We start from the raw sequence: 20,984 nt of genomic DNA, 5'->3' as shown, positions 1-20,984 counted from the left end.
GTGCAACACACTGGCTAAGGTTTGGAATTTACCATGAGTGAATTTAAAAACATTTTACAGTTAGATAAACAAAGCCAAACTAGCATGCTAGCAGACGCCAATGGCATACTGAAAAACATGAGCGCCGAGCAGCGCGTGCAATGGGCACTTGAAAACTTACCTGAGACACATTTTTTATCATCGAGTTTTGGTATTCAAGCGGCTGTAATGTTGCACTTAATAACATTACAACAGCCAGATATTCCGGTGGTATTAACAGATACAGGTTATTTGTTTCCACAAACGTATCAATTTATTGAGCAAATGACGGCACGTTTATCACTCAATTTAAAAGTGTACAAATCAGAGCTTAGCCCTGCTTGGCAAGAAGCTAAATTTGGCAAGTTATGGGAGCAAGGAGAGGCCGGAATTAAGCAGTACAATCAGCTTAATAAAGTTGAGCCGATGACTCGCGCCTTAAAAGAAATTAATGCTGGTACGTGGTTTAGTGGCCTGCGTCGCGACCAAGCATCAAGCCGTGCTGATAAGCAAGTAATTGAAATTAGCCGTGGTACAGTAAAAGTTTACCCAATTATTGAGTGGACAAACCGCGATGTATATCAGTATTTAACTAAGCATAACTTGCCGTACCATCCCCTTTGGGAGGAAGGCTATGTCTCTATGGGAGACATACATACTACACGTAAGCTAGAGCCCGGTATGACCGAAGAGGAAACTCGCTTTTTTGGTTTAAACCGAGAGTGTGGTTTGCACATTGATGGTGATGGTATTTAATATTATTGATTATCTCGCTCAATATTTAATAAAACGCAGCCTTGGCTGCGTTTTTTACTTACACAAAAGGATTGCCTGATTGATTGCTTTTTATTAAACTTGGCCGAATAAAGGATTAATTTTAAGCAGGAAGGCTATGAAATACTTTACCTATTTAGCAGTGTCAGTAATGATTATTGCTGTTATTTCTCTATTTTATTTAAAAAAGCCAAACGGAGAAACATGGCTTAGTACATCTGTTGTGATCAACGAATCTCAGCAAATTAAAGATAAAATAATTTCGTTTACCAGCAATACGTTTGAGCAAGCCGTTAGTAGCGTGTCGAACACACCCTCAACAACCCGCAGTAAAATATTTAAGTGGCAAGATCGGCAAGGCCAATGGCATTTTTCAGATACGCCTCACCCTAATGGTAAAAGTGTTGAAGTAAAACTAGACCCTAAAGATATTAACGTGGTGGTTGCCCAAGATACGGCTATTTTATCGGGCAGTTCCAAATCCTCAGCAGTAAATAACACTTCAGCTACACCTACAGTTTATGATCCAGTATCAATTAAAAAGGTGTTTGATGACGCTGAAAAAGCAAAACAAAAATTAGAGCAACGTACTAAACAATTAAATGATTTAAACGGTTTTTAATTATTCATTATTTGTGTTTATGGCTATGCGCTTTTAAATAACGCTTTTCTGCTTCCATAAGTAAAATAGTTAAATAAATTTTAGTGGGTAACGATAATAATACGCCAATAGCAATGCAGGCTGCCGCTATAATTATGCCGTTAATACCATGCTGGCTAGTAAAGTAGCTTGATACAATTAACGCATGACCAGTCACAATTAGGCATAACCCAAGTACAATTGATATTTTAAGTAGCCTAATAATTATGATTTGTGACATAGCGCCCTCACTAATAGTCTTACTAGTGTAGGGTGTTTTTAAAGCATTACCTTGATTTATCGCAACTGACGCGCATAAAAAAGCCTAACAAAATTGTTAGGCTATGATTAAATTTTAGGCGTAAGTTTAAGTTGCTATTAGTTAATCGAGCATATTACGAAGTACATACTGTAAAATGCCACCGTGTTTGTAGTAATCCCACTCTTTTGGCGTATCAATACGTACATCGGCACTAAAGCTTACTTTTTTACCTTCACTATTAGTTGCAATAACGCTAACTTCCTTGGTTTTATCAAACAAGCCTTCAATATCAAACTGCTCTTGGCCGGTTAAACCTAGCGACTCATGACTTTCGCCATCTTTAAACTGTAGCGGTAAAACTCCCATACCAATAAGGTTAGAGCGATGAATACGCTCATAGCTTTGTGCTATTACAGCTTTAACACCTAACAGTAGCGAGCCTTTCGCTGCCCAGTCACGAGATGAGCCGGTACCATATTCTTTACCAGCTAAAATAACCAATGGCGTATCGTTCTTTTGATATTCCATGGCGGCATCATAAATACTGGCAAGCTCATCATCAGGTTGCGTGCGGGTAACACCGCCCTCAGTACCAGGTGCAAGGAGGTTTTTAAGCCTAATATTAGCAAAGGTACCGCGCATCATTACTTCGTGGTTACCACGACGCGAACCATAAGAGTTAAACTGCGCTTGCCCTACTTTGTTATCTTGTAAATATAACCCTGCTGGTGAGTCTGCTTTAATCGCACCGGCTGGCGAAATATGATCCGTAGTAACCGAGTCACCTAGTTTTGCTAAACAACGTGCGCCGGTAATGGTTGGAATACCCGGAGGCTCAATACTCATACCATCAAAAAAGGGTGCTTTTTTAATATAGGTTGATGCATCATCCCAATCGTAAAGTTTACCATCAGGTATTTGAATTTTTTGCCAACGACTATCGCCTTCGTATACGTTAGCATAACTTTTTTCGAACATTTCTCTGGTTACCGTTTCCTTAACTAAATCGCTTACTTCTTTAACACTTGGCCAAATGTTTTTAAGGTAAATATCGTTACCGTTAGCATCTTGTGCCAGTGGTTCGTTATATACGTCAATATCGGTTCTGCCTGCAATGGCGTAAGCTACAACAAGCGGAGGAGATGCTAAAAAGTTCATTTTAACATCTTGGTGAATACGCCCTTCAAAGTTACGGTTACCCGATAAAATTGAGCTCACAACCAGTTTGTGCTTTTGAATAGCATCTGAAATTTCAGGAGCCAGCGGGCCTGAGTTACCAATACACGTGGTACAACCATAGCCAACTAAGTTAAAGCCTAGGCTTTCTAAATCGTCCATTAGCCCTGCTTTTTCTAAGTAGTCAGTAACGACCTTAGAGCCAGGAGCAAGTGATGTTTTAACCCAAGGTTTTACATTAATCCCTAATTGCTTGGCTTTTTTAGCAACTAAGCCAGCCGCTAAAATAACACTGGGGTTAGAGGTGTTTGTACAACTAGTGATTGCGGCAATAACACAGGCACCATCTTTTAGTTCGAACTCTTGGCCCTTAAAGTTTACTTTTGCTGCGCCTATAAACGGCGCTTCATTGCTTGATTCGTCAGGATTAGTTACAGGGCCTTCGCTTTCGATACGTGCTTGCTCTGTATCACTGCTGCTAATTTTTGCTAAACGCTCGTCTTGAAACTCTTTTAAATGCTGACTAATTGCTTCGCCAGCTTTATCAAGTGATATTCTATCCTGTGGGCGTTTAGGGCCAGCAAGGCTTGGTACTACGTCATCTAATATCAGTTCAAGTTTATCGGTGTAATTAGCTTCATCGCCATCGTTACGCCATAAGCCTTGATGCTTAGCATAATCTTCAATAAGTTTAAGCTGTTTCTCATCGCGGTTGGTTAAACGCAGATAGTTAATGGTTTCGTCATCAATCGGGAAAATACCACATGTAGCACCATATTCTGGCGCCATGTTGGCAATTGTTGCTCTATCGGCAAGTGGTAAGTCGGCAAGGCCATCACCATAAAACTCTACAAATTTACCTACGACACCATGGTTACGTAGCATTTCGGTAACGGTAAGTACTAAGTCGGTAGCTGTGGTGCCCTCTGGTAAACGGCCGTTTAATTTAACCCCTACAACCTGAGGTATTAATAAGCTAATAGGTTGGCCAAGCATAGCGGCTTCGGCTTCAATGCCGCCTACGCCCCAGCCAAGTACGCCTAAGCCGTTAATCATAGTGGTGTGCGAATCGGTACCCACTAAGGTGTCTGGGTACGCGTACTTTTGGCCATTACGTTCATCATTAAAAACAACGCGCGCTAAATACTCTAAATTTACTTGGTGCACAATACCGGTTGCTGGAGGGACAACTTTTAAGTTATCGAAGGCAGTTTGGCCCCAACGTAAAAATTCATAACGCTCTTTATTACGGTCATATTCAAGCTTGGCGTTTAAGTCAAACGCACCCTCGTTACCATAGCCATCTACTTGCACAGAGTGGTCAATAACAAGTTCAGCAGGAGAAAGCGGGTTAATTTTTGCAGGATCGCCGCCTAGTTTTTCCATTGCATCGCGCATTGCCGCTAAATCGACAATGGCAGGTACACCGGTAAAGTCTTGCATCACAACACGGGCAGGCGTAAACGCTACTTCAGCAGAGGGTTTAGCTTGAGGGTCCCAATCTAATAGGGCTTGAATGTCTTGTTCTTTAATGTTTTCGCCGTCTTCGTTACGAAGTAGGTTTTCGAGTAGTATTTTTAAAGAAAAAGGTAAGCGTTTGGCTTTGTCGCCAAGGCCTTTAAGAGAGTGAATATGAAACTGCTCACCATTAACGGTAAGTTGCTGCTGGGTTTTGAAACTATTATTCATTATTTGCCCCTTTTGTTATTAGATAAGTGTTGTGTAGAGTGACCTTTTATAGTTTGTGAATTGCAAAGTGTATACCAAGATAAAAAACAGTGTTTAAAGCGTGATTTTTAAACAGCCATTACAATAGAGATGATGCTGAAAGTTTTTAATTCAAGGGAGCCAGCTAGACTTACCCAAAAGATATTTTTAATTTGCATACAACCAGCCTTGCTGTTTGCCTTTAAAGCTAACGCAAAGTAGCAATATGGCAATTACTACCACAAACAGTGGCATAAATACCGCACTAGATCCCATTATTTCAACGCTGTTAATAACAATAAAATTGTAATACTGTTGGATTAAAATAGCCATTAACGACACGGTAAATACGGGCAGTGCAAATGACTTTTTAGCGAGCAATAAAGCACTGCCAAGCGTGCCGCCAAAGACTGCAATAGCAAATGCAATGGTTGACCAAACGGGAATGTTAGAATATGCAGCTTGCTGATCTATAGGCATTTTGCTAATTACTTCAGGTGTCATCAGCATTTGTAGTGCAAAGGCAATAACGCCGCATAAGTTCCATATAAGCGCTACCCATGCGAGTGGTTTTAACCACTTAGGAGGGGGGTGTGCAAGCATTTAATTACCTTACTTTTTTTATAGTTAGTGAGGTAATTAAAGATCAAAAAAGCCAACTATACAAGCTGGCTGGTTTTATAAATAAAAAATCAAAAAAGACTATAATTTAACCGAATGAAATAGGGCGACGACCGGTTTTTTCATCTACTTTAGGTTTTTTAGTACGCTTACGTTTATTTTTTGCAGGCTGACTCGCTGGCTGCGGTGCTGCTTGGCTTGGCTCAGATTGCGGCTGCTCGGCAGGTCGCTCTACCGGTGTTGCATCTTCGGTTAATGCAAGTTGGAAAAGCTCACCATCAAATTCTAGTATGTCGCCACTGTATAGTTTTTTCCGTTTAATTGTACAAATTTCATGGTTAACACCCACATAACCTTCAGCAATTAAGTTTTTTGCTTGGCCGCCGCCTTCTACTAAATTTAGTACTTTTAATAATTTACACAGCTCAATCGGCTCTTCTTCTAATTCAATTTCTATATATTCTTCGTTCATGTTTGCTCTCGGTGGGGTAACGCATTAACGCTAGTATAAAGTGAAGTCACTATTTTTGCATCAAAGTGCGTATACAAATCTAACCATGGTTTTCTATGTGTTCGCTCAACTTGGCAATACGTAAGCTCATACCTTCAATTATTCTATCTTTAATTTTTTCGCGTATTACATTGGGTAAGCGAGTAAGGGCATCAGAGGTAATAGCAAGCACAATTGCATCCGTTTTAGCACGTGCGCTAATGCTGCGTGCGCGGTTATTAATAAAAGCGCCTTCACCAATAAACTCCCCAGGACGTATAGTACCGAGCTCTAATAAATGGTTGTGCTTAAACACTATTAATGCACCGCTAAGTACTATAAATAAGCGCTTATCGTTGTCGTGCTGTTTAAATAAAAATGAATTTTCGCGCACTAAATATAATAAACCAAACGACTCTAAAAGTATTTGGCGCTCGTTAAGGCTAAATTCTTTAAAAAATCCTAAACGATTGATAATTTCCATCTGTTTAAATAGCGGAATGTTCTCTATTAACTTCATTAATTACCTAAGAGTTTATTACGCGCAAAACTAATTAATGTTGCGCTCTTTTAATTTACGGGTCAATGTATTGCGTCCCCAGCCTATTTTTATAGCGGCTTCTTGTTTGTGGCCTGCGCAATTGGCGAGTGCTGTTTTTATTAAGCGGGTTTCTAGTTGCGCTTGAATATTAGGCCAAATATTTTCCTTACCTTGTTTAAGTTCCTGATTAAGCCATAACTGGAAGGCATCTAACCAATCGCCTTCTTCTTGAGTTAGTGAGGCATTAATAATTTCAGGTGGCAAGTCTTGCTCGCTAACAAGCTCGCCAGGAGCCATAACCGTAAGCCAACGGCAGGTGTTTTCTAATTGACGTACGTTACCGGGCCAACTGAACAAGCGTAGCTGCTCAATTGCTTTAAGGCTAAGAATTTTGCTTTCTACTTGTAGATCTTTAGCGCTTTTATGTAAAAAGTGCAGTGCTAGACGCTCAATGTCTTCGGTACGTTCTCGAAGGGCTGGTAAGCGCAGGCGCACTACATTTAAGCGATGAAATAAGTCATCCCTAAACTTGCCTTGTTTTACGAGCTCTTCAAGGTTTTGATGGGTTGCAGCAATAATACGCACATCTACTTTTATGCTTTTATGCCCGCCAACACGGTAAAACTCTCCATCAGATAATACTCGCAGTAGTCGAGTTTGTACGTCGAGAGGCATATCGCCAATTTCATCTAAAAATAGAGTGCCGCCATTGGCTTGTTCAAAACGGCCTTTTCGCACGCTATCTGCACCAGTAAAAGCCCCTTTTTCATGGCCGAATAATTCTGACTCAACCAGCTCTTTAGGGATTGCGGCCATATTTAGCGCAATAAATTGGTTTTCTTTACGTGGACTATGGTTGTGCAGGGCGCTGGCAACAAGCTCTTTACCCGTTCCTGACTCACCATTAATAAGTACACTCATGCTTGAGGCTGCAAGCTTACCTATGGCCCTAAACACTTCTTGCATGGCAGGTGCTTCGCCAATTATATGTGCGCTTTTAGGGGGCGTGAGTTTACGTTTAACTTTTTTTGTAGAATTAGCTCTATAGGCGCTTTCAACTAGGGCAATCGCCTCGTTTAAATCAAAAGGTTTGGCTAAATATTCAAAAGCCCCTTTTTGAAAGGCATTTACGGCGGAATCGAGATCTGAATGCGCGGTAATAATAATAACCGGTAAGCCGGGCACTTGCTCTGCTATTAGCTCTAGCAGTGCCATGCCGTCCATACCGGGCATTCTTACATCGGAGATCAGCACACTAGGTTGGCTAAATTTTAATGCATTAAGCACACTTTGTGCTTCAGCAAAGCTTTGTACTGTAAAACCTGCGCGAGTAAGCGCTTTTTCTAATACAAAACGAATTGAGGCATCGTCATCTACAAGCCAAACTGTTTTCATGCATACTCCAAGGCGTTAATCTGCAAAAGGCAGATAAATATTAAATTCGGTGTGACCAGGCCAGCTATCGCACTCAATATAACCATTGTGTTGATCAATTAATGTTTGCGCTATAGAAAGCCCCAATCCAGAGCCGCCATCTTTATTAGTGATCATAGGATAAAACAAAGTATCGCGTACACTAATATCAATCCCTGGGCCATTATCGAGCACTTGAATTAACAAGGCTTTTTTGGGTGCCTTACCGGGCCGGCGGTGCTGATAGTTAATTCGGGTTTTAATTTTTATTTCCCCACCATTAACTAATGCCTGCTGGGCATTACGCACAATATTAAGCACCACTTGCTGCACTTTACTTTGGTCAATATAAACATCGGGAATACTCGGATCGTAATCTTTTACCAAGCGAATATTGTCACTATTATCTAGGGTACTTAATTTGATCACCGACTCTAAGGTTTGATGTATATTGCCATAAGACTTTTGCGGTAATTGGTTAGGCCCAAGCAGTCTATCTACTAATTCACGCAATCGGTCGGCTTGCTCAATAATAAGCTCGGCACATTCATTTCTTTCTTGCTGGTCTACCTCGTATTGCAATAACTGCGCCGCTCCGCGAATTCCCCCTAAAGGGTTTTTAATTTCGTGCGCTAAACCTCGAATTAAATTACGTGCGGCTTGGTATTGATGCATTTGATTTGATGCTTGATCGAATTTAATTTCATCATCGGTTTGCCGACATTCTAATAAAATATAAAGTGCACCTTGGTATTTTATCTGTTTTGAACTGACTGCTAATTTAGCATGGCGAGAATCAACAAATACCACGTCAGCCCTATGCTGGTGGCAATCTACGCCATCAATTAAAGAGTATTGCGCTATGCGTTTTAAATCGATTGAATGGTAGTTAAATAAATCATCAAAAGACTGCCCTAATAAACGCTTAGTGCCTAAACCAAGTAGTTCACTGGTACTGGTATTGGCATAAATAAGCGTAAAGCTTTCGTTTAAAAGCATCACGGCGGTGGTTTGATTTTGCCATATGGCATTGAGTAGCTCAGGGCTAAAGTGTGTGTTATTAAGCATTGTTGCACCATTTTAGTGCGCCTGTGTTTTCAGGCAAGTAATTTAATGAAATTGCACTGCAATTGCTATTTTTAATGTGAATTAGGTGGGAGTTAATTACCTAAGCTTAAGCCTTTTCTATGCATAAAAAATACACTCAATGGGCTTGTCGCAATGACTTGGTTTTGTTTGTTGTACAGCTTAACTTGCAGAGTGTGCTCACCACGCTCTACATCTCTTAAAGCAAAGGTTGAGGTATCACTTGCTGCGCCATAGGCTTTACCATCAAGAAATAGCTGTATTGTAAAGTCGTTTTCAAAGCGGGGGGTAATGCGAGTAGATACATACACAGAGCCGGTGTTTTCACGAATAGTTTGCTGATGCTCAGGCGATGCAATACCAATACTAAATGCAACCGGCTGCGCTTTAGTTTGATTATTTAATATATCTGTATTTGTTGCAGGCATGGTTAAATCTTGGCTGGTGAGTTTTATCTCTTTGGCGCCAATATGGGGGGTATCTGAAAACACCAGTACGCCATTTTTATCTTTCCATGCGTAAATTTTTTTTTCACCAGCGTAACTACAAACACTTAATAATGAAGTAATTAGTAGTAATAAAATCTTGCTACTCACTCTGCAACCCTGCATTTTTAACATTAACTTTACTTTAGTGGAGAAAGTACTAATTTACCATTAAAAAAGCCCGCAAAGCGGGCTTAAAGGTATATTTTATAACTGTTAATTAAAATTAACAGCTGTAATACATTTCAAACTCAATTGGGTGCGTTGTCATGTTAAGTCTTTCAACTTCTTGACTCTTAAGTTTAATGTAAGCATCAATTAAATCATTAGAGAACACGTCACCTTGATTTAAAAACTCACGGTCAGCATCAAGAGATGCCAGTGCTTCTTCTAATGAAGAGGCAACGGTTGGAATTTCTGCTGCTTCTTCTGCAGGTAGGTCGTATAAATCTTTATCCATTGCATCACCAGGATGGATTTTATTTTTAATTCCATCAAGGCCAGCCATAAGCATGGCAGCAAAAGCAAGATACGGGTTAGCCGTTGCATCAGGGAAGCGTACTTCAATACGACGACCTTTAGCTGATGGTACTACCGGAATACGAATCGATGCAGAACGGTTACGTGCAGAGTATGCAAGCATTACTGGTGCTTCGTAACCTGGTACTAAACGTTTGTACGAGTTAGTAGAGGCATTAGCAAACGCATTAATTGCTTTAGCATGTTTAATAATACCGCCAATGTAATAAAGCGCATCTTCAGAAAGACCGCCGTACTTATCACCTGCAAATAAGTTAACACCGTCTTTAGCTAACGACTGATGACAATGCATACCAGAGCCGTTATCGCCAACAATAGGTTTAGGCATAAAAGTGGCTGTTTTGCCGTATAAATGAGCCATGTTATGAATAACATATTTCATTTCTTGAATTTCATCGGCTTTAATCACCATAGTATTAAAGCGCGTAGCAATTTCGTTTTGTCCAGCAGTTGCTACTTCGTGATGATGTGCTTCAACAACTTGTCCCATTTCTTCTAATACTAGACAAGTAGCAGAGCGCCAATCTTGAAAGTCATCAACAGGAGCAACTGGGAAGTAACCGCCTTTAACGCCAGGGCGATGACCTGTATTGCCGTCTGCGTATTCTTTATCTGAGTTCCAAGCAGCTTGCTTAGAATCGATTTTGTACATAGAGCCAGACATGTCTGTTTTATATTTTACGTCATCAAATACGAAGAACTCTGGCTCTGGGCCAAATAAAACCGTATCAGCAATACCCGTAGAGCGCATATATTCTTCAGCACGCTTTGCTACAGAGCGTGGATCGCGCTCGTAACCTTGTAATGTAGAAGGCTCTACTACGTCACAACGTATAATTAATGTGGCTTCTTCAGTGAATGGGTCAAGCTTAGCTGATTCAGCAACAGGCATTAGCACCATGTCTGATTCGTTTATGCCTTTCCAGCCAGCAATTGAAGAACCATCGAACATTTTACCATCTTCAAAAAAGTCTTCATCAATTTGGTGATGAGGAATTGAAATATGCTGCTCTTTACCTTTGGTATCAGTAAAGCGTAAATCAATGAACTTAACGTCATTTTCTTTAATAAAATCTAAAACCGATTGCGACATGTGTCCTCCAACTATAAGGTTTTGTTATTGCTGCTTAAATGCTTTGTGTTTTATAAGCTGATTTTGTGCCACTATTGTAACTTAATGTTTATAAACATAAAAAATACAAAAGTAATAACGGCTGTTTCTAATGCGCACCATTGTGGTGCGTAAATGCTTCAATATAGTGCAACAGTTACAGAGTAAAAAGTTGCTCGCTATTTAATCGTGATAGACTAACATAAAGTAAATACAAAAGACTGACCAAAATAGCAATAAAGTCATTAAAGTGGAGGTTTTTATAAAAATATTAAAAATTTTATTTTTATAATTAGTTAATTTAAAACAGTAGGTTAAATAAAAAAACCAGAAAGTTTGCAAATTTATTTTGGATAAACTTTCATCCATTCCATTTATAAGGGATAATATGCGCCCTTTTAAATCCTATGCTGGGACATCTCGTGAAAACGCAGGTGAGTGCGTAAGCCCCTGCAGGATCAATGAGATTCAATTTCTCTGAGTGAATATTAATGAGTATCGAAAAGATAAGAAATATAGCAATTATCGCCCACGTTGACCACGGTAAAACTACACTGGTTGACAAACTGCTTGAGTTTTCAGGCACATTAGAAACACGCGGCGGTAATGAAGAGCGCGTGATGGATTCAAACGATATAGAAAGAGAACGTGGTATTACCATTTTAGCGAAAAACACCGCTATTTCATGGAACGGCTACCACATTAATATCGTAGATACTCCAGGACACGCCGATTTCGGTGGTGAAGTGGAACGCGTACTTTCAATGGCTGACTCAGTATTACTAATTGTTGACGCTCAAGAAGGCCCAATGCCACAAACGCGTTTTGTTACGCAAAAGGCATTTGCGCAAGGTTTAAAGCCAATCGTAGTAATTAACAAAATCGACAAGCCAAGTGCACGTCCTGATTGGGTTATGGATCAAATCTTTGATTTATTCGATAACTTAGGCGCCACTGACGAGCAGTTAGATTTTAAAGTAATCTATGCATCAGCAATCAACGGCTGGGCAACATTAGATTTAGACGAGCCATCTGATAACATGGATGCCATGTTCCAAATGATCGTTGACGAAGTATCACCACCAGATGCAGATCCTGAAGGTGACTTCCAAATGCAGATTTCTCAACTTGATTACAACTCATACGTGGGTGTAATTGGTGTTGGTCGTATCAAGCGTGGTTCTGTTGCTCCAAACCAACAAGTAACTATTATTAGTGCTGATGGTACTAAACGTAACGGTAAAATTGGTACAGTACAAAGCTACTTAGGCCTTGAGCGTATTGAAACAGACCGTGGTTATGCAGGTAACATTGTTACTGTAACCGGTATTGGCGAGCTTAAGATTTCAGATACTGTTTGTTGTCCTACTAACGTTGAAGCATTACCACCACTAAGTGTTGATGAGCCAACAGTAACAATGACATTCTCTGTAAATAACTCACCGTTTTGTGGTAAAGAAGGTAAGTTTGTAACGTCACGTAATATTCGTGAGCGTTTAGACAAAGAGCTAGTACACAACGTAGCACTTCGCGTTGAAGATACTGCTAGCCCAGATAGCTTCCGTGTTTCTGGCCGTGGTGAATTACACCTAGGTATCTTAATCGAAAATATGCGTCGTGAAGGTTACGAGCTTGCTGTATCTCGTCCAGAGGTAATTTTGCGTACTGTTGACGGTGTATTAGAAGAACCGTTTGAAACAGTAACAATTGACTGTCAAGAAGAGCATCAGGGTTCTGTAATGGAGCAAGTTGGCCTACGTAAAGGTGAGCTTACTAACATGTCTCCAGATGGCAAAGGCCGTATGCGTTTAGACTTTATTATCCCAAGCCGTGGCTTAATTGGTTTCCAAACTGATTTCATGACAATTACTTCGGGTTCTGGTCTTATGTACCATACGTTCGATCATTACGGTCCTCATAAAGGCGGTTCAATCGGTGTTCGTAAAAACGGCGTAATCATTGCAAATGCTACAGGTAAAGCACTGACTAACGCATTGTTTAACTTACAAGAGCGCGGCCGTTTATTCATCGGCCACGGTGTTGAAGTTTACGAAGGTATGGTTATCGGTATTCATAACCGTGATAACGACCTTACAGTTAACGCCCTTAAAGGTAAGCAGTTAACTAACGTACGTGCATCTGGTACAGATGAAGCACAAACGCTTTCTCCACCTTTAAACTATTCACTTGAGCAAGCGCTTGAGTTTATTGATGAAGATGAGTTAGTTGAAGTAACGCCACTAAACATTCGTATTCGTAAGCGTCATCTTACAGAAAACGAACGTAAACGTGCGGGTCGTGCGCCTAAGTCATAATCTATTAATTTAGAATAATGATTTTAAAAGCCGCTGTATTGCAAAATACAGCGGCTTTTTTGTGTTTGTGGGTTAGCTAAATAAAAGGTTAAAGAGGGTAGATTAAAGAAATTACCACCACCGCGATAATTGGTGTGCTGTGCACTTGTGCACTGCATTGAGTTTTTCCTCTAAAAGCGCAGCGCCTCTTAACCTCTTTGTGAATAATTCACTTAAAGATCTTTTGTACGCAGAGTGAGCTTAAAACAGCCGATAAGGCTAAGTACTAGTGTTTGTTGGTAGGGTATTTTTCGTTGGGTTTCGCTGCGCTCAACCCAACCTACGTGCATTAGTTAAAGTTTAATTGTTTCGCCTTCATTTAAAATATACAGCGGTACTGGTGCATTCATTTGTTTATACATATGCAGTAAGCGCGATAGCGCTGAGTGGCTGCTGTGATCGCCCATTTGCCAACTTGAGTTGCCATACCCCCATGGTATCATTACTTTGCAATTAAGCTCTGTGGCCGCATTAAGGGCATCCTCTGGCGTAGTATGAACGTATCGATACCCTTTAGCGTTGGTTTTATGGTAATAAGAGGCAATTGGCATTAGGCATAGGTCTATATCACCGTATTTTTGTTGTATGTCTTTAAAGTGTTTTGAATAGCCAGTATCGCCGGCAAAAAATAAGGTGCTGCCATTTTGTTCAAGCAGCCAGCCATTCCAAGAATCTTTATTATCATCTTCGTAAATATAGGGAATAAGCACCCGATTACTAAAGTGATGTGCAGGCACTGCGTGTATGGTTAAGTCCTCAATGCTGGTTTTTGCATACCACGCCATTTCAGTAATATTAAAGCCACCCGTTGGGAAGTTATCTGCCATGCCTAGCGGGGCTAAATAACGTGGTTGATTACCCAGTTTTTTAATATCTGCTTTATTAAAGTGATCATAATGAATATGCGAATACATAACGGCGTTAATGTTTTCAAGTGTTTGCTTATTTGGCCATGCTCCGGGTTTGCGATAAAACCCACCTGCAAGCTTAAAGCCTAAATCAACCGGTGAATCAAACTGCTCACTAACCGGATCAAATAATACATTTTGCCCATTACGTGTGCTGACCACAAAGCTGGCATGCCCTAACCAACGAACCGTATAACCGGTATTGAGCGGCGGCTTAATTTGCTTACCTTGATACTGGCAGTTGCTGCTGGGTGTTTCGCAAATCAAGTTCGGATGTGGCGGGTAGCAGTTTTGCTCGCAGGTGGTTGGGTAAACCTTTTTGCCTTGATATAAATTATGGTAACGACCTGTTTGGTTGTTAACAGCAATAACTGAGTTTTTATCAGCTATTTTTTGCACCTGATTAGGTGTACTACACGCTGATAAAAAACAGCTTATAAAGATTATAAGGGTAATGTGTTTCATAATTAAATCCGTTTTAAATAGTGCTAAAGCAGCCATGCAGCCATAAAAAAGCCTGCAATAATGCAGGCAAATTTAAATATAATATCAGCTAATTAACCGGCACTATTCATTTGTTCAATAAATTTATTTGAGTCGGCAATCGATTTGTTCATGTCGTTCATAAGCAATTGTATATCGCGTTTAAGGTTAGTGAACTCGCCTTTAATAGCCGATACCGCTTGTGCGTTTAAGTTATGCTTTAAGTATAAAACGTTATCATGAAGCGATGTTAATACAGGCTCCATTTTGCTCTCTGCGCTGCGCATTGAGCGTAATAGCTGATCAAATTGACGCTTAGTCGCGGCTAGCTTTTTACTGCTTTCACGTTTAAGTGATGCGCTTTTATATTGCTCAAGCTCATCGCTCCACTCATCAAATAAGGCTTCTGCTACGTCTTCTACTTTATTGATGTTAGTTGACACTTCGTTAGCGGCATTTAAGCTCGACTCATAGTCATCGTTTAACTGATTGTAAGTGTCTTGCAGTTCGCCACCATTAAAATCAATAAGTGTAGTTAAGCGCTCAAGCGCTGATTTAAACTCTTCTTGAGACTCTTGTTGCGAGTCTTTGGTTTCTTCTACGCGGTCAATAAGAATATCGCGCTTGTGTACGCCTACCTTTTCCATGGCCGAGTAATAAGCTGACTGGCAACCCGATAATGTTAGTACAAGTGCAAGTACGGTAACACTCAGTAATGTTTGTTTTTTCATTTGGTTTCCTATTTACGTGTGTTAATGCTGTAAATTATGGTGCTGATTGTTATTATGGTCAAAATTATATTAGCACAAGTCAATGTTATGAACGATAAGCTCTCTTATTATAAACAGCAAGTTGGATCTTTTTTACGGCAGCAACCCGGCTGGTGGATGCAATATATTAACCGCTGTATTGATGACCAAATAACCGTTAACGCGGGCTATTTAGCTTATGTAACTTTGCTGTCTTTGGTGCCATTAATTGCCGTAGGTGTGGCGATATTTTCGGCTTTTCCGGGGTTTGAATCAACTCGATTAGCAATTGAAAGCTTTTTATTTACTAACTTTGTGCCTACTTCGTCAGATGTTATTAAAGAGCATATTAGCTCGTTTGCGGGCAATGCAAATCAAATGACCGCAGTGGGCATTGGCTTTTTAGCTGCTATTGCCTTGTTACTTATTCGTAATGTTGATGCCACGCTTAACCGTATTTGGCGAATTAAGAAAAAGCGTCCAATGATGATTTCGTTTGCCGTTTATTGGATGGTACTTAGTTTAGGGCCCGTATTTTTAGGCGGCAGTATTGCAGTTACTTCGTATATTGTATCGTTGGTGTCGTTTGCTGATCAGGGGATTCCGGGGTTTAGTGGCTTTTTATTAAAGTTATTGCCGTACGGCATTTCTATGGTGGGTTTTATTATGCTCTACACCTTGGTGCCCAACACTCGGGTTTCGTTTAAAGCGGCGATACCAGGTGCACTATTTGCTGCCATGTTGTTTGAGTTAACTAAAAAAGGTTTTGCGCTTTATATTAGCCACTTTCCATCTTATGAAGTTATTTATGGTGCAGTTGCTACCATTCCTATTTTGTTTGTGTGGATATATTTGTCGTGGATAGTGGTGTTGCTAGGCGCTGAGCTTACGGCGTGTATTAGCCCTGAAAATATTGAAGACACGCCCGAAATAGAGCTAGACGAGCAAGAAAATACAAAGGATACGCTATAAAATGCAAGGTTTAATACAACGTGTAAAACATGCCAAAGTAGAAATTAATAACCAAGTAGTTGGCGAAATTGGCCAAGGAATTTTAGTGTTGTTGGGTGTTGAAAAACAAGATGACGAGCAAGCGGCCGATAAGTTGCTGCATAAGATTAGTAATTACCGCATTTTTACTGACGAAAACGACAAAATGAACTTAAGTCTAAAAGATATTGCTGGTGAGCTGTTGGTAGTATCGCAGTTTACTTTGGCGGCAAATACTAAAAAGGGCATGCGACCTAGCTTTTCATCGGCGGCAACTCCAAGCCAAGCTAATGAGTTATACGAATACTTTGTAGCGCAAGCCAAGGCGCTCAATTTAACGGTTGCTACCGGTGAGTTTGGTGCCGATATGCAAGTGAGCTTGTGTAACGATGGGCCAGTAACCTTTAATTTAGCTGTTTAGTGATCACCACAATATGATTTATATAGCCTGCTACCTTTTGCGGGCTAACTTTATAACCAAATACATTAAGTAATACTTGCTGTAACTGTTTTAATTGCGACTCATGTTGCGATAAAAAATTAATAAATAGCGTGCCGTTGTTGTTAAGGGCTGCGTGTATTTTTTGATAAAAAGCGGGTGCGAATAAAAATCGTGGTGCGTCTATTTGGCTAAATAAATCTAAAATAATCCAATCTATGTTGCGGGCGCGACCCAGTACTTGTTGAGCATCCTCACAAAGTAACCGCTGTGTATTATTACTAGGCACTTGCTGCGTAGTAAAAAACTTTTTATAACAACTAATTATATCTGCATTTATTTCAGCTGAGGTGATTTTTGCGTGTGGATATTGGTGCAGCAAATAATTACGAATTGCGCCGCCGCCAAGCCCCAGTTCGAGTACTTTTTTAGGGGTACTTAATGTGTGCCAATGCTGTGCTAAGCACTGTAAGTGTGGCAGTAATAAATTGCTTGGTTGCTGCTGCGTTACCACAGATTGCAGAGTGTCATTTATTAGCAGCCAACGCAGTTGCTGATGTTGGCGTACTTGAATGTGATCGCCCCCATATTTATGCCAATAAAGTAACTGGCCAATACTGTGGCTATTTTCAATAAAATAGCTATTAATCAGGCCATTTACAGGGTTTATGTATTCGCTCATGTTGCCCAGCATAAACTAGCCGAAGCAAAGCGCAATGGCTTTTGTCATTAATTTTTTACACTTTGTATTTGCCATCACCAAAGTCGTATTGGCAGTTTTTTTTAGATGGAGTATGGTATTTGCCATAATTAAGTGACGTTGTATTTTATTTACGGCTTAACAGCAGGAGTATGTATGTTTCAGGTAAGTACACCGCAAAGTAGTGAAGATTGGCAAGCCTATTATCAATTACGTTGGGAAATTTTACGTGCCCCTTGGGGTGAGCCACGTGGTTCTGAACAGGATGATTTAGAACAAGATGCCGAGCATCGCTTTATTAAAAATAAAGCGGGTAAAGTATTAGGGGTGGCGCGGCTGCACTTTAATAACCAGCAACAAGCTCAGGTTCGCTATATGGCTGTAGCTGAAGAAAGTCGTAATCAGCATATTGGTAGTCGTTTATTACATGACCTAGAAAAAATAGCATGGTCACAAGACGCTGCAGAGTTGGTGTTATTTGCACGCGAGCGCGCACTCGAATTTTATAAGCGCCATGGTTATGAAACACAAGAAAAAGCGCATTTAGCGTACGGCGATGTACAACACTATAAAATGGTAAAACAAAAGCCATCAGAGCCAGGCTGGTTTCGCCACCCTAACTGGACTCAAGTGCTGCAAAACACCTGGCGTGAATCAATCCCAATTAGTGATGCAATGGGCATTAAAGTAGAGAGCTATACCGACTGGCAATTTACGACTAGCGCAGATTTAGATGCTAATTTAAACCTGCATAACACTATGTTTGCTGGTTCTATTTATAGCTTAGCAACCCTTACGGGGTGGGGCGCAACCTACTTAGCACTAAAAGAAGCAGGGCTTGAAGGAAATATTGTATTAGCCGATGCCAATATTAAATATTTAAAACCGCTTAGCAGTGATCCACGCGGCTGTGTTGATATACAAAGCTGTAAGGGTAAGCTCAGCGAGTTAGAAACTGAAGGTAAAGCCAGCTATTTAGTACCTGTTATTATTTATGATGGTGATAAGGTAGTGGCTGAATTTGAAGGGCAGTTTGTAGTAAAAAAATAACTGTTTAACTCTTTAAAACGCAAAAAAGCCAAGCGATGCTTGGCTTTTTAATTTGTTTAATTTAATCGCTAATTAATTAAAGTAAATCGGTAAGTAGTATACCTACGCCAATTCTTTCTATATCAGCGTTATAATCAATTAAGCTTTCGCCATAGCCATTAAAATACTGTGCATAACCACGCACTCGGCCCCAAAGCGGAAATGACCAATCGAGCTGTAATGCACCGCGATTGTCTGAATTTAAGTTGTTACGGGTCATAAAGCTAAATTCATGTTCATTAAGGCGATACGCACCGCTAAACTCAAAGTAACCCATGTATTTGTAAATGTCAGGGTTGTCGTCGCCTCTTGGATCTAAAGGTGTTTCTTTCTCGCTTTCTGAAATACGATACCAAGGCTTAAAGTTAAATACAAAGCCATTTTTTTCCCAAATAAAGTTAGCGTAAATACGGTTCCATGAACGTGAATTTGGCTGACTATTACCGTTAGATTGATGCGAAATACCCAAAACAACAGCCATTTCGTCGCCCCAAGGAACGTGTTCTGGATCTAAATAGTTAACCCAAAAAACCTCTGGCTCGTAGTTAGTCTCACGAAAAGGTGATGAGCTTTCTTTGTTATAAAGCTGCCAATATGACTGTAATGTAAAGGCAAAAAATATAGCTTGGTCTTCATCAGAAAAGTCATTGAATAGAGGCACTTTAATTGAAAGCTGATATTTGGCTTCTAAGTTATCGAGTGGCTCGTCATTTTTTTCGCCAGTTAGCTCGTCAAATGTTTCAAACGAGCTATTGTTCGGATGCGATACATATGAAATTGGTAAAATGTAGTTACGTTTATGTGGCGTAATCACATTACGGTTTTTTTGGCTTACTGCTTCTCGTGCTTTGCGCTTATCGATGGCGGTAAGTTGCTTATCTTCTTCAAGAGCGGAGCACTTTTTACGAAGCTGATCGAGTGTTTGCTTGCCGTCTCCACCAATCACTTCATTTAAAATACATTGTTTTACCAGCTCAATATTACTATTTTGCTCATTGCTTTTAGGTTTTTCTTCAGCAAAAACAGTAGTACTAACTAATGTTGAAAGTATGATCAAGTATCGCCAGCTCATTGTAATTCCTTTGTGAGTATTGATGGTTTAATGCGTTAATTTAATTATAACGCCTTTTTACATATGTAACGGTGAACTTTTACTGAATTTACGTATATTTAGTATAATTAGATCAAAATAAAAGCGGCCTAAGCCGCTTTTATAATGCAAATTAACTATAGTTAACTTACTCTCACGCAATGAGAAGGGAGAGCTTAAAGCTCAAATACGTTAGTAAAAAACTTATACAGTTCAGTGCCTTGATTAACGCTCGCCGAGGCAAAATGCAGTATGGCAATAGCGTCAGATTCAAGGGAAAGTGTTTGTAGTGGTTGTTCACTTAAATAACGCTCCATGCGCAGTATTTTAGCAATTGGCTCACCGGCTTTTATATGCCCGCCTAGGGGGGCAATATACTCAACCATTCCGCCCATGGGCGCGTAGTAAGCAAAGTAATCGTTTAAATGACACGCGTAGCGAGTAATGTTAGCTGGAGTGTGGGGCGCATTTACAAATACGGCTTTATAATTTAAGTAACTTAAAATACTGTTTGCATCGTTTAGTGCTTCGCTCAAGTCTATTTTTTCTTGGCTGCCTAGCTCTACAGTAAAAGCTTCTACAGGTATGCTGAGCTCGCGGCCTTGCTTGCTCAGTGCTTCGCTTAAATGCCACCACGGACAAAAGTTTGCCTCATCCATCGCACCATCAAAGTCACTTGGAATAAGCAGTACGTGCTCAATATTAAAGTAGCGAGCGCTATTAGTCGCATAGGTTGGGCAGTACAAGTGCTTGCTTGAAATAGGACCTGTGTGTAAATCCAGTACTATATCAGCTTGGTGAGCGAGCTTTTGTAAGTTAAGCGCAATGCGTTTACCAGTATTGAGTAAATAAGCAGGGCCATTAAGTTTACTGTCAACTTCGTCAATAAGTGCCTGTTTGAACGCGCTTTTTAATATGGCATCGTCGTATTGCATATGGTTTTGTGCAAACTGAGTGACTAAATCAGTATTATAATGATACATCCTATTCCAATTAGTGCCGGTGATAGGGTCGAACCGACCTAGGGTAAATTCCCCCGACTTTTGATTGCAACCAATAGGGTTGGCATAGGGCACTAAAGTAATATCACCTTTAAGATTAAGGTGCTTTAATTGTTCAAGTAGTTGAAAAATTACCGCGTTACCTTGTACTTCAGCTCCGTGCATGTTGGCCTGAATATACACACTTGGCCCCGTGCCATCGCCTTTTAAACGATACACAGGAATAGTGAGTGGTAAGCCATTGGCAACTTCACCAACGACGATGTTTTCTTGACTAATTGGTGAGGCGATCATGAGTATCTCAACATTTTAATTTT

21 protein-coding genes are annotated in these 20,984 nt (G+C 40.2%); 6 read left to right on the top strand and 15 right to left on the bottom strand.

Annotated features, from left to right (window positions below; all coding sequences use genetic code 11):
• Positions 1-33 precede the first annotated feature (33 nt).
• The gene (locus H5079_RS11305; protein WP_011326875.1) at positions 34-774 is read left to right on the top strand and encodes a phosphoadenylyl-sulfate reductase; all 741 of its coding nucleotides are present in this window, start codon (positions 34-36) and stop codon (positions 772-774) included.
• 136 nt (positions 775-910) lie between these two features.
• Positions 911-1,414: a DUF4124 domain-containing protein gene (locus tag H5079_RS11300; protein WP_089367569.1), complete on the top strand. Its 504-nt coding sequence runs from the start codon at positions 911-913 to the stop codon at positions 1,412-1,414.
• Between the two features lie 7 nt (positions 1,415-1,421).
• Here the strand turns inward: H5079_RS11300 and H5079_RS11295 are convergent, their stop codons facing one another.
• The 9 genes from H5079_RS11295 to glnA form a co-directional block, all read right to left on the bottom strand.
• Positions 1,422-1,673 carry a hypothetical protein gene (locus H5079_RS11295; RefSeq protein WP_182684120.1) on the bottom strand — a complete coding sequence of 84 codons (252 nt, stop codon included), beginning with the start codon at positions 1,671-1,673 and terminating at the stop codon, positions 1,422-1,424.
• A 141-nt stretch (positions 1,674-1,814) separates the two neighbouring features.
• Positions 1,815-4,559 (bottom strand): aconitate hydratase AcnA, encoded by a 2,745-nt coding sequence (gene acnA, locus H5079_RS11290; protein WP_011326878.1) that lies wholly within the window; start codon positions 4,557-4,559, stop codon positions 1,815-1,817.
• 186 nt (positions 4,560-4,745) lie between these two features.
• Positions 4,746-5,180: a hypothetical protein gene (locus tag H5079_RS11285; RefSeq protein ID WP_011326879.1), complete on the bottom strand. Its 435-nt coding sequence runs from the start codon at positions 5,178-5,180 to the stop codon at positions 4,746-4,748.
• A 106-nt stretch (positions 5,181-5,286) separates the two neighbouring features.
• The gene (locus H5079_RS11280) at positions 5,287-5,670 is read right to left on the bottom strand and encodes an RNA-binding S4 domain-containing protein (RefSeq protein WP_011326880.1); all 384 of its coding nucleotides are present in this window, start codon (positions 5,668-5,670) and stop codon (positions 5,287-5,289) included.
• 79 nt (positions 5,671-5,749) lie between these two features.
• Positions 5,750-6,208, bottom strand: a complete 459-nt coding sequence (locus H5079_RS11275; protein WP_011326881.1) for a Crp/Fnr family transcriptional regulator — start codon at positions 6,206-6,208, stop codon at positions 5,750-5,752.
• Positions 6,209-6,238: 30 nt separating this feature from the next.
• A complete protein-coding gene (ntrC, locus tag H5079_RS11270; RefSeq protein ID WP_011326882.1) occupies positions 6,239-7,624 on the bottom strand; it encodes a nitrogen regulation protein NR(I) in 1,386 nt (461 codons plus the stop codon).
• Between the two features lie 15 nt (positions 7,625-7,639).
• A complete protein-coding gene (glnL, locus tag H5079_RS11265) occupies positions 7,640-8,710 on the bottom strand; it encodes a nitrogen regulation protein NR(II) (protein WP_011326883.1) in 1,071 nt (356 codons plus the stop codon).
• A 92-nt stretch (positions 8,711-8,802) separates the two neighbouring features.
• Positions 8,803-9,324, bottom strand: coding sequence for a DUF4124 domain-containing protein (locus H5079_RS11260; protein ID WP_089368922.1), 522 nt, complete (start codon positions 9,322-9,324; stop codon positions 8,803-8,805).
• Positions 9,325-9,439: 115 nt separating this feature from the next.
• On the bottom strand, positions 9,440-10,846 hold the full coding sequence (gene glnA, locus H5079_RS11255; RefSeq protein ID WP_086993786.1) for a glutamate--ammonia ligase: 1,407 nt from the start codon (positions 10,844-10,846) through the stop codon (positions 9,440-9,442).
• 509 nt (positions 10,847-11,355) lie between these two features.
• Here glnA and typA point away from each other — a divergent pair.
• On the top strand, positions 11,356-13,179 hold the full coding sequence (typA, locus tag H5079_RS11250) for a translational GTPase TypA (protein WP_179807385.1): 1,824 nt from the start codon (positions 11,356-11,358) through the stop codon (positions 13,177-13,179).
• Between the two features lie 23 nt (positions 13,180-13,202).
• Here the strand turns inward: typA and H5079_RS18455 are convergent, their stop codons facing one another.
• The 3 genes from H5079_RS18455 to H5079_RS11240 form a co-directional block, all read right to left on the bottom strand.
• Positions 13,203-13,337, bottom strand: coding sequence for a hypothetical protein (locus H5079_RS18455; protein ID WP_259398063.1), 135 nt, complete (start codon positions 13,335-13,337; stop codon positions 13,203-13,205).
• A gap of 174 nt (positions 13,338-13,511) precedes the next feature.
• Positions 13,512-14,591 carry an MBL fold metallo-hydrolase gene (locus tag H5079_RS11245; protein ID WP_011326887.1) on the bottom strand — a complete coding sequence of 360 codons (1,080 nt, stop codon included), beginning with the start codon at positions 14,589-14,591 and terminating at the stop codon, positions 13,512-13,514.
• A 92-nt stretch (positions 14,592-14,683) separates the two neighbouring features.
• Positions 14,684-15,340: a DUF2959 domain-containing protein gene (locus H5079_RS11240; RefSeq protein WP_011326888.1), complete on the bottom strand. Its 657-nt coding sequence runs from the start codon at positions 15,338-15,340 to the stop codon at positions 14,684-14,686.
• An 87-nt stretch (positions 15,341-15,427) separates the two neighbouring features.
• Here H5079_RS11240 and H5079_RS11235 point away from each other — a divergent pair, with 87 nt between their 5' ends.
• Complete coding sequence (locus H5079_RS11235) at positions 15,428-16,330, top strand: virulence factor BrkB family protein (protein WP_011326889.1); 903 nt, start codon at positions 15,428-15,430, stop codon at positions 16,328-16,330.
• Position 16,331: 1 nt separating this feature from the next.
• Positions 16,332-16,769, top strand: coding sequence for a D-aminoacyl-tRNA deacylase (gene dtd, locus H5079_RS11230; RefSeq protein WP_058372331.1), 438 nt, complete (start codon positions 16,332-16,334; stop codon positions 16,767-16,769).
• On the opposite strand, the gene H5079_RS11225 is transcribed toward dtd, so the two are convergent.
• Positions 16,753-17,481, bottom strand: a complete 729-nt coding sequence (locus H5079_RS11225) for a fused MFS/spermidine synthase (protein WP_182684119.1) — start codon at positions 17,479-17,481, stop codon at positions 16,753-16,755. The two genes, dtd and H5079_RS11225, sit on opposite strands and share 17 nt — an antisense overlap.
• A 162-nt stretch (positions 17,482-17,643) precedes the next feature.
• Between H5079_RS11225 and H5079_RS11220 the strand changes: the two genes are divergently transcribed.
• The gene (locus H5079_RS11220; RefSeq protein WP_011326892.1) at positions 17,644-18,537 is read left to right on the top strand and encodes a bifunctional GNAT family N-acetyltransferase/hotdog fold thioesterase; all 894 of its coding nucleotides are present in this window, start codon (positions 17,644-17,646) and stop codon (positions 18,535-18,537) included.
• Positions 18,538-18,613: 76 nt separating this feature from the next.
• On the opposite strand, the gene H5079_RS11215 is transcribed toward H5079_RS11220, so the two are convergent.
• The gene (locus H5079_RS11215; RefSeq protein ID WP_182684118.1) at positions 18,614-19,648 is read right to left on the bottom strand and encodes a phospholipase A; all 1,035 of its coding nucleotides are present in this window, start codon (positions 19,646-19,648) and stop codon (positions 18,614-18,616) included.
• 194 nt (positions 19,649-19,842) lie between these two features.
• Positions 19,843-20,961, bottom strand: coding sequence for a succinylglutamate desuccinylase/aspartoacylase family protein (locus tag H5079_RS11210; RefSeq protein ID WP_089367575.1), 1,119 nt, complete (start codon positions 20,959-20,961; stop codon positions 19,843-19,845).
• Between the last annotated feature and the right edge of the window lie 23 nt (positions 20,962-20,984).

The sequence above is a fragment of the Pseudoalteromonas sp. SG44-5 genome, from assembly GCF_014164175.1.
GTDB classification, from domain to species: Bacteria; Pseudomonadota; Gammaproteobacteria; order Enterobacterales; family Alteromonadaceae; genus Pseudoalteromonas; species Pseudoalteromonas nigrifaciens.
Note: the sequence above shows the minus strand (reverse complement) of the source record. Positions and strands in the feature narration are given on the sequence as shown.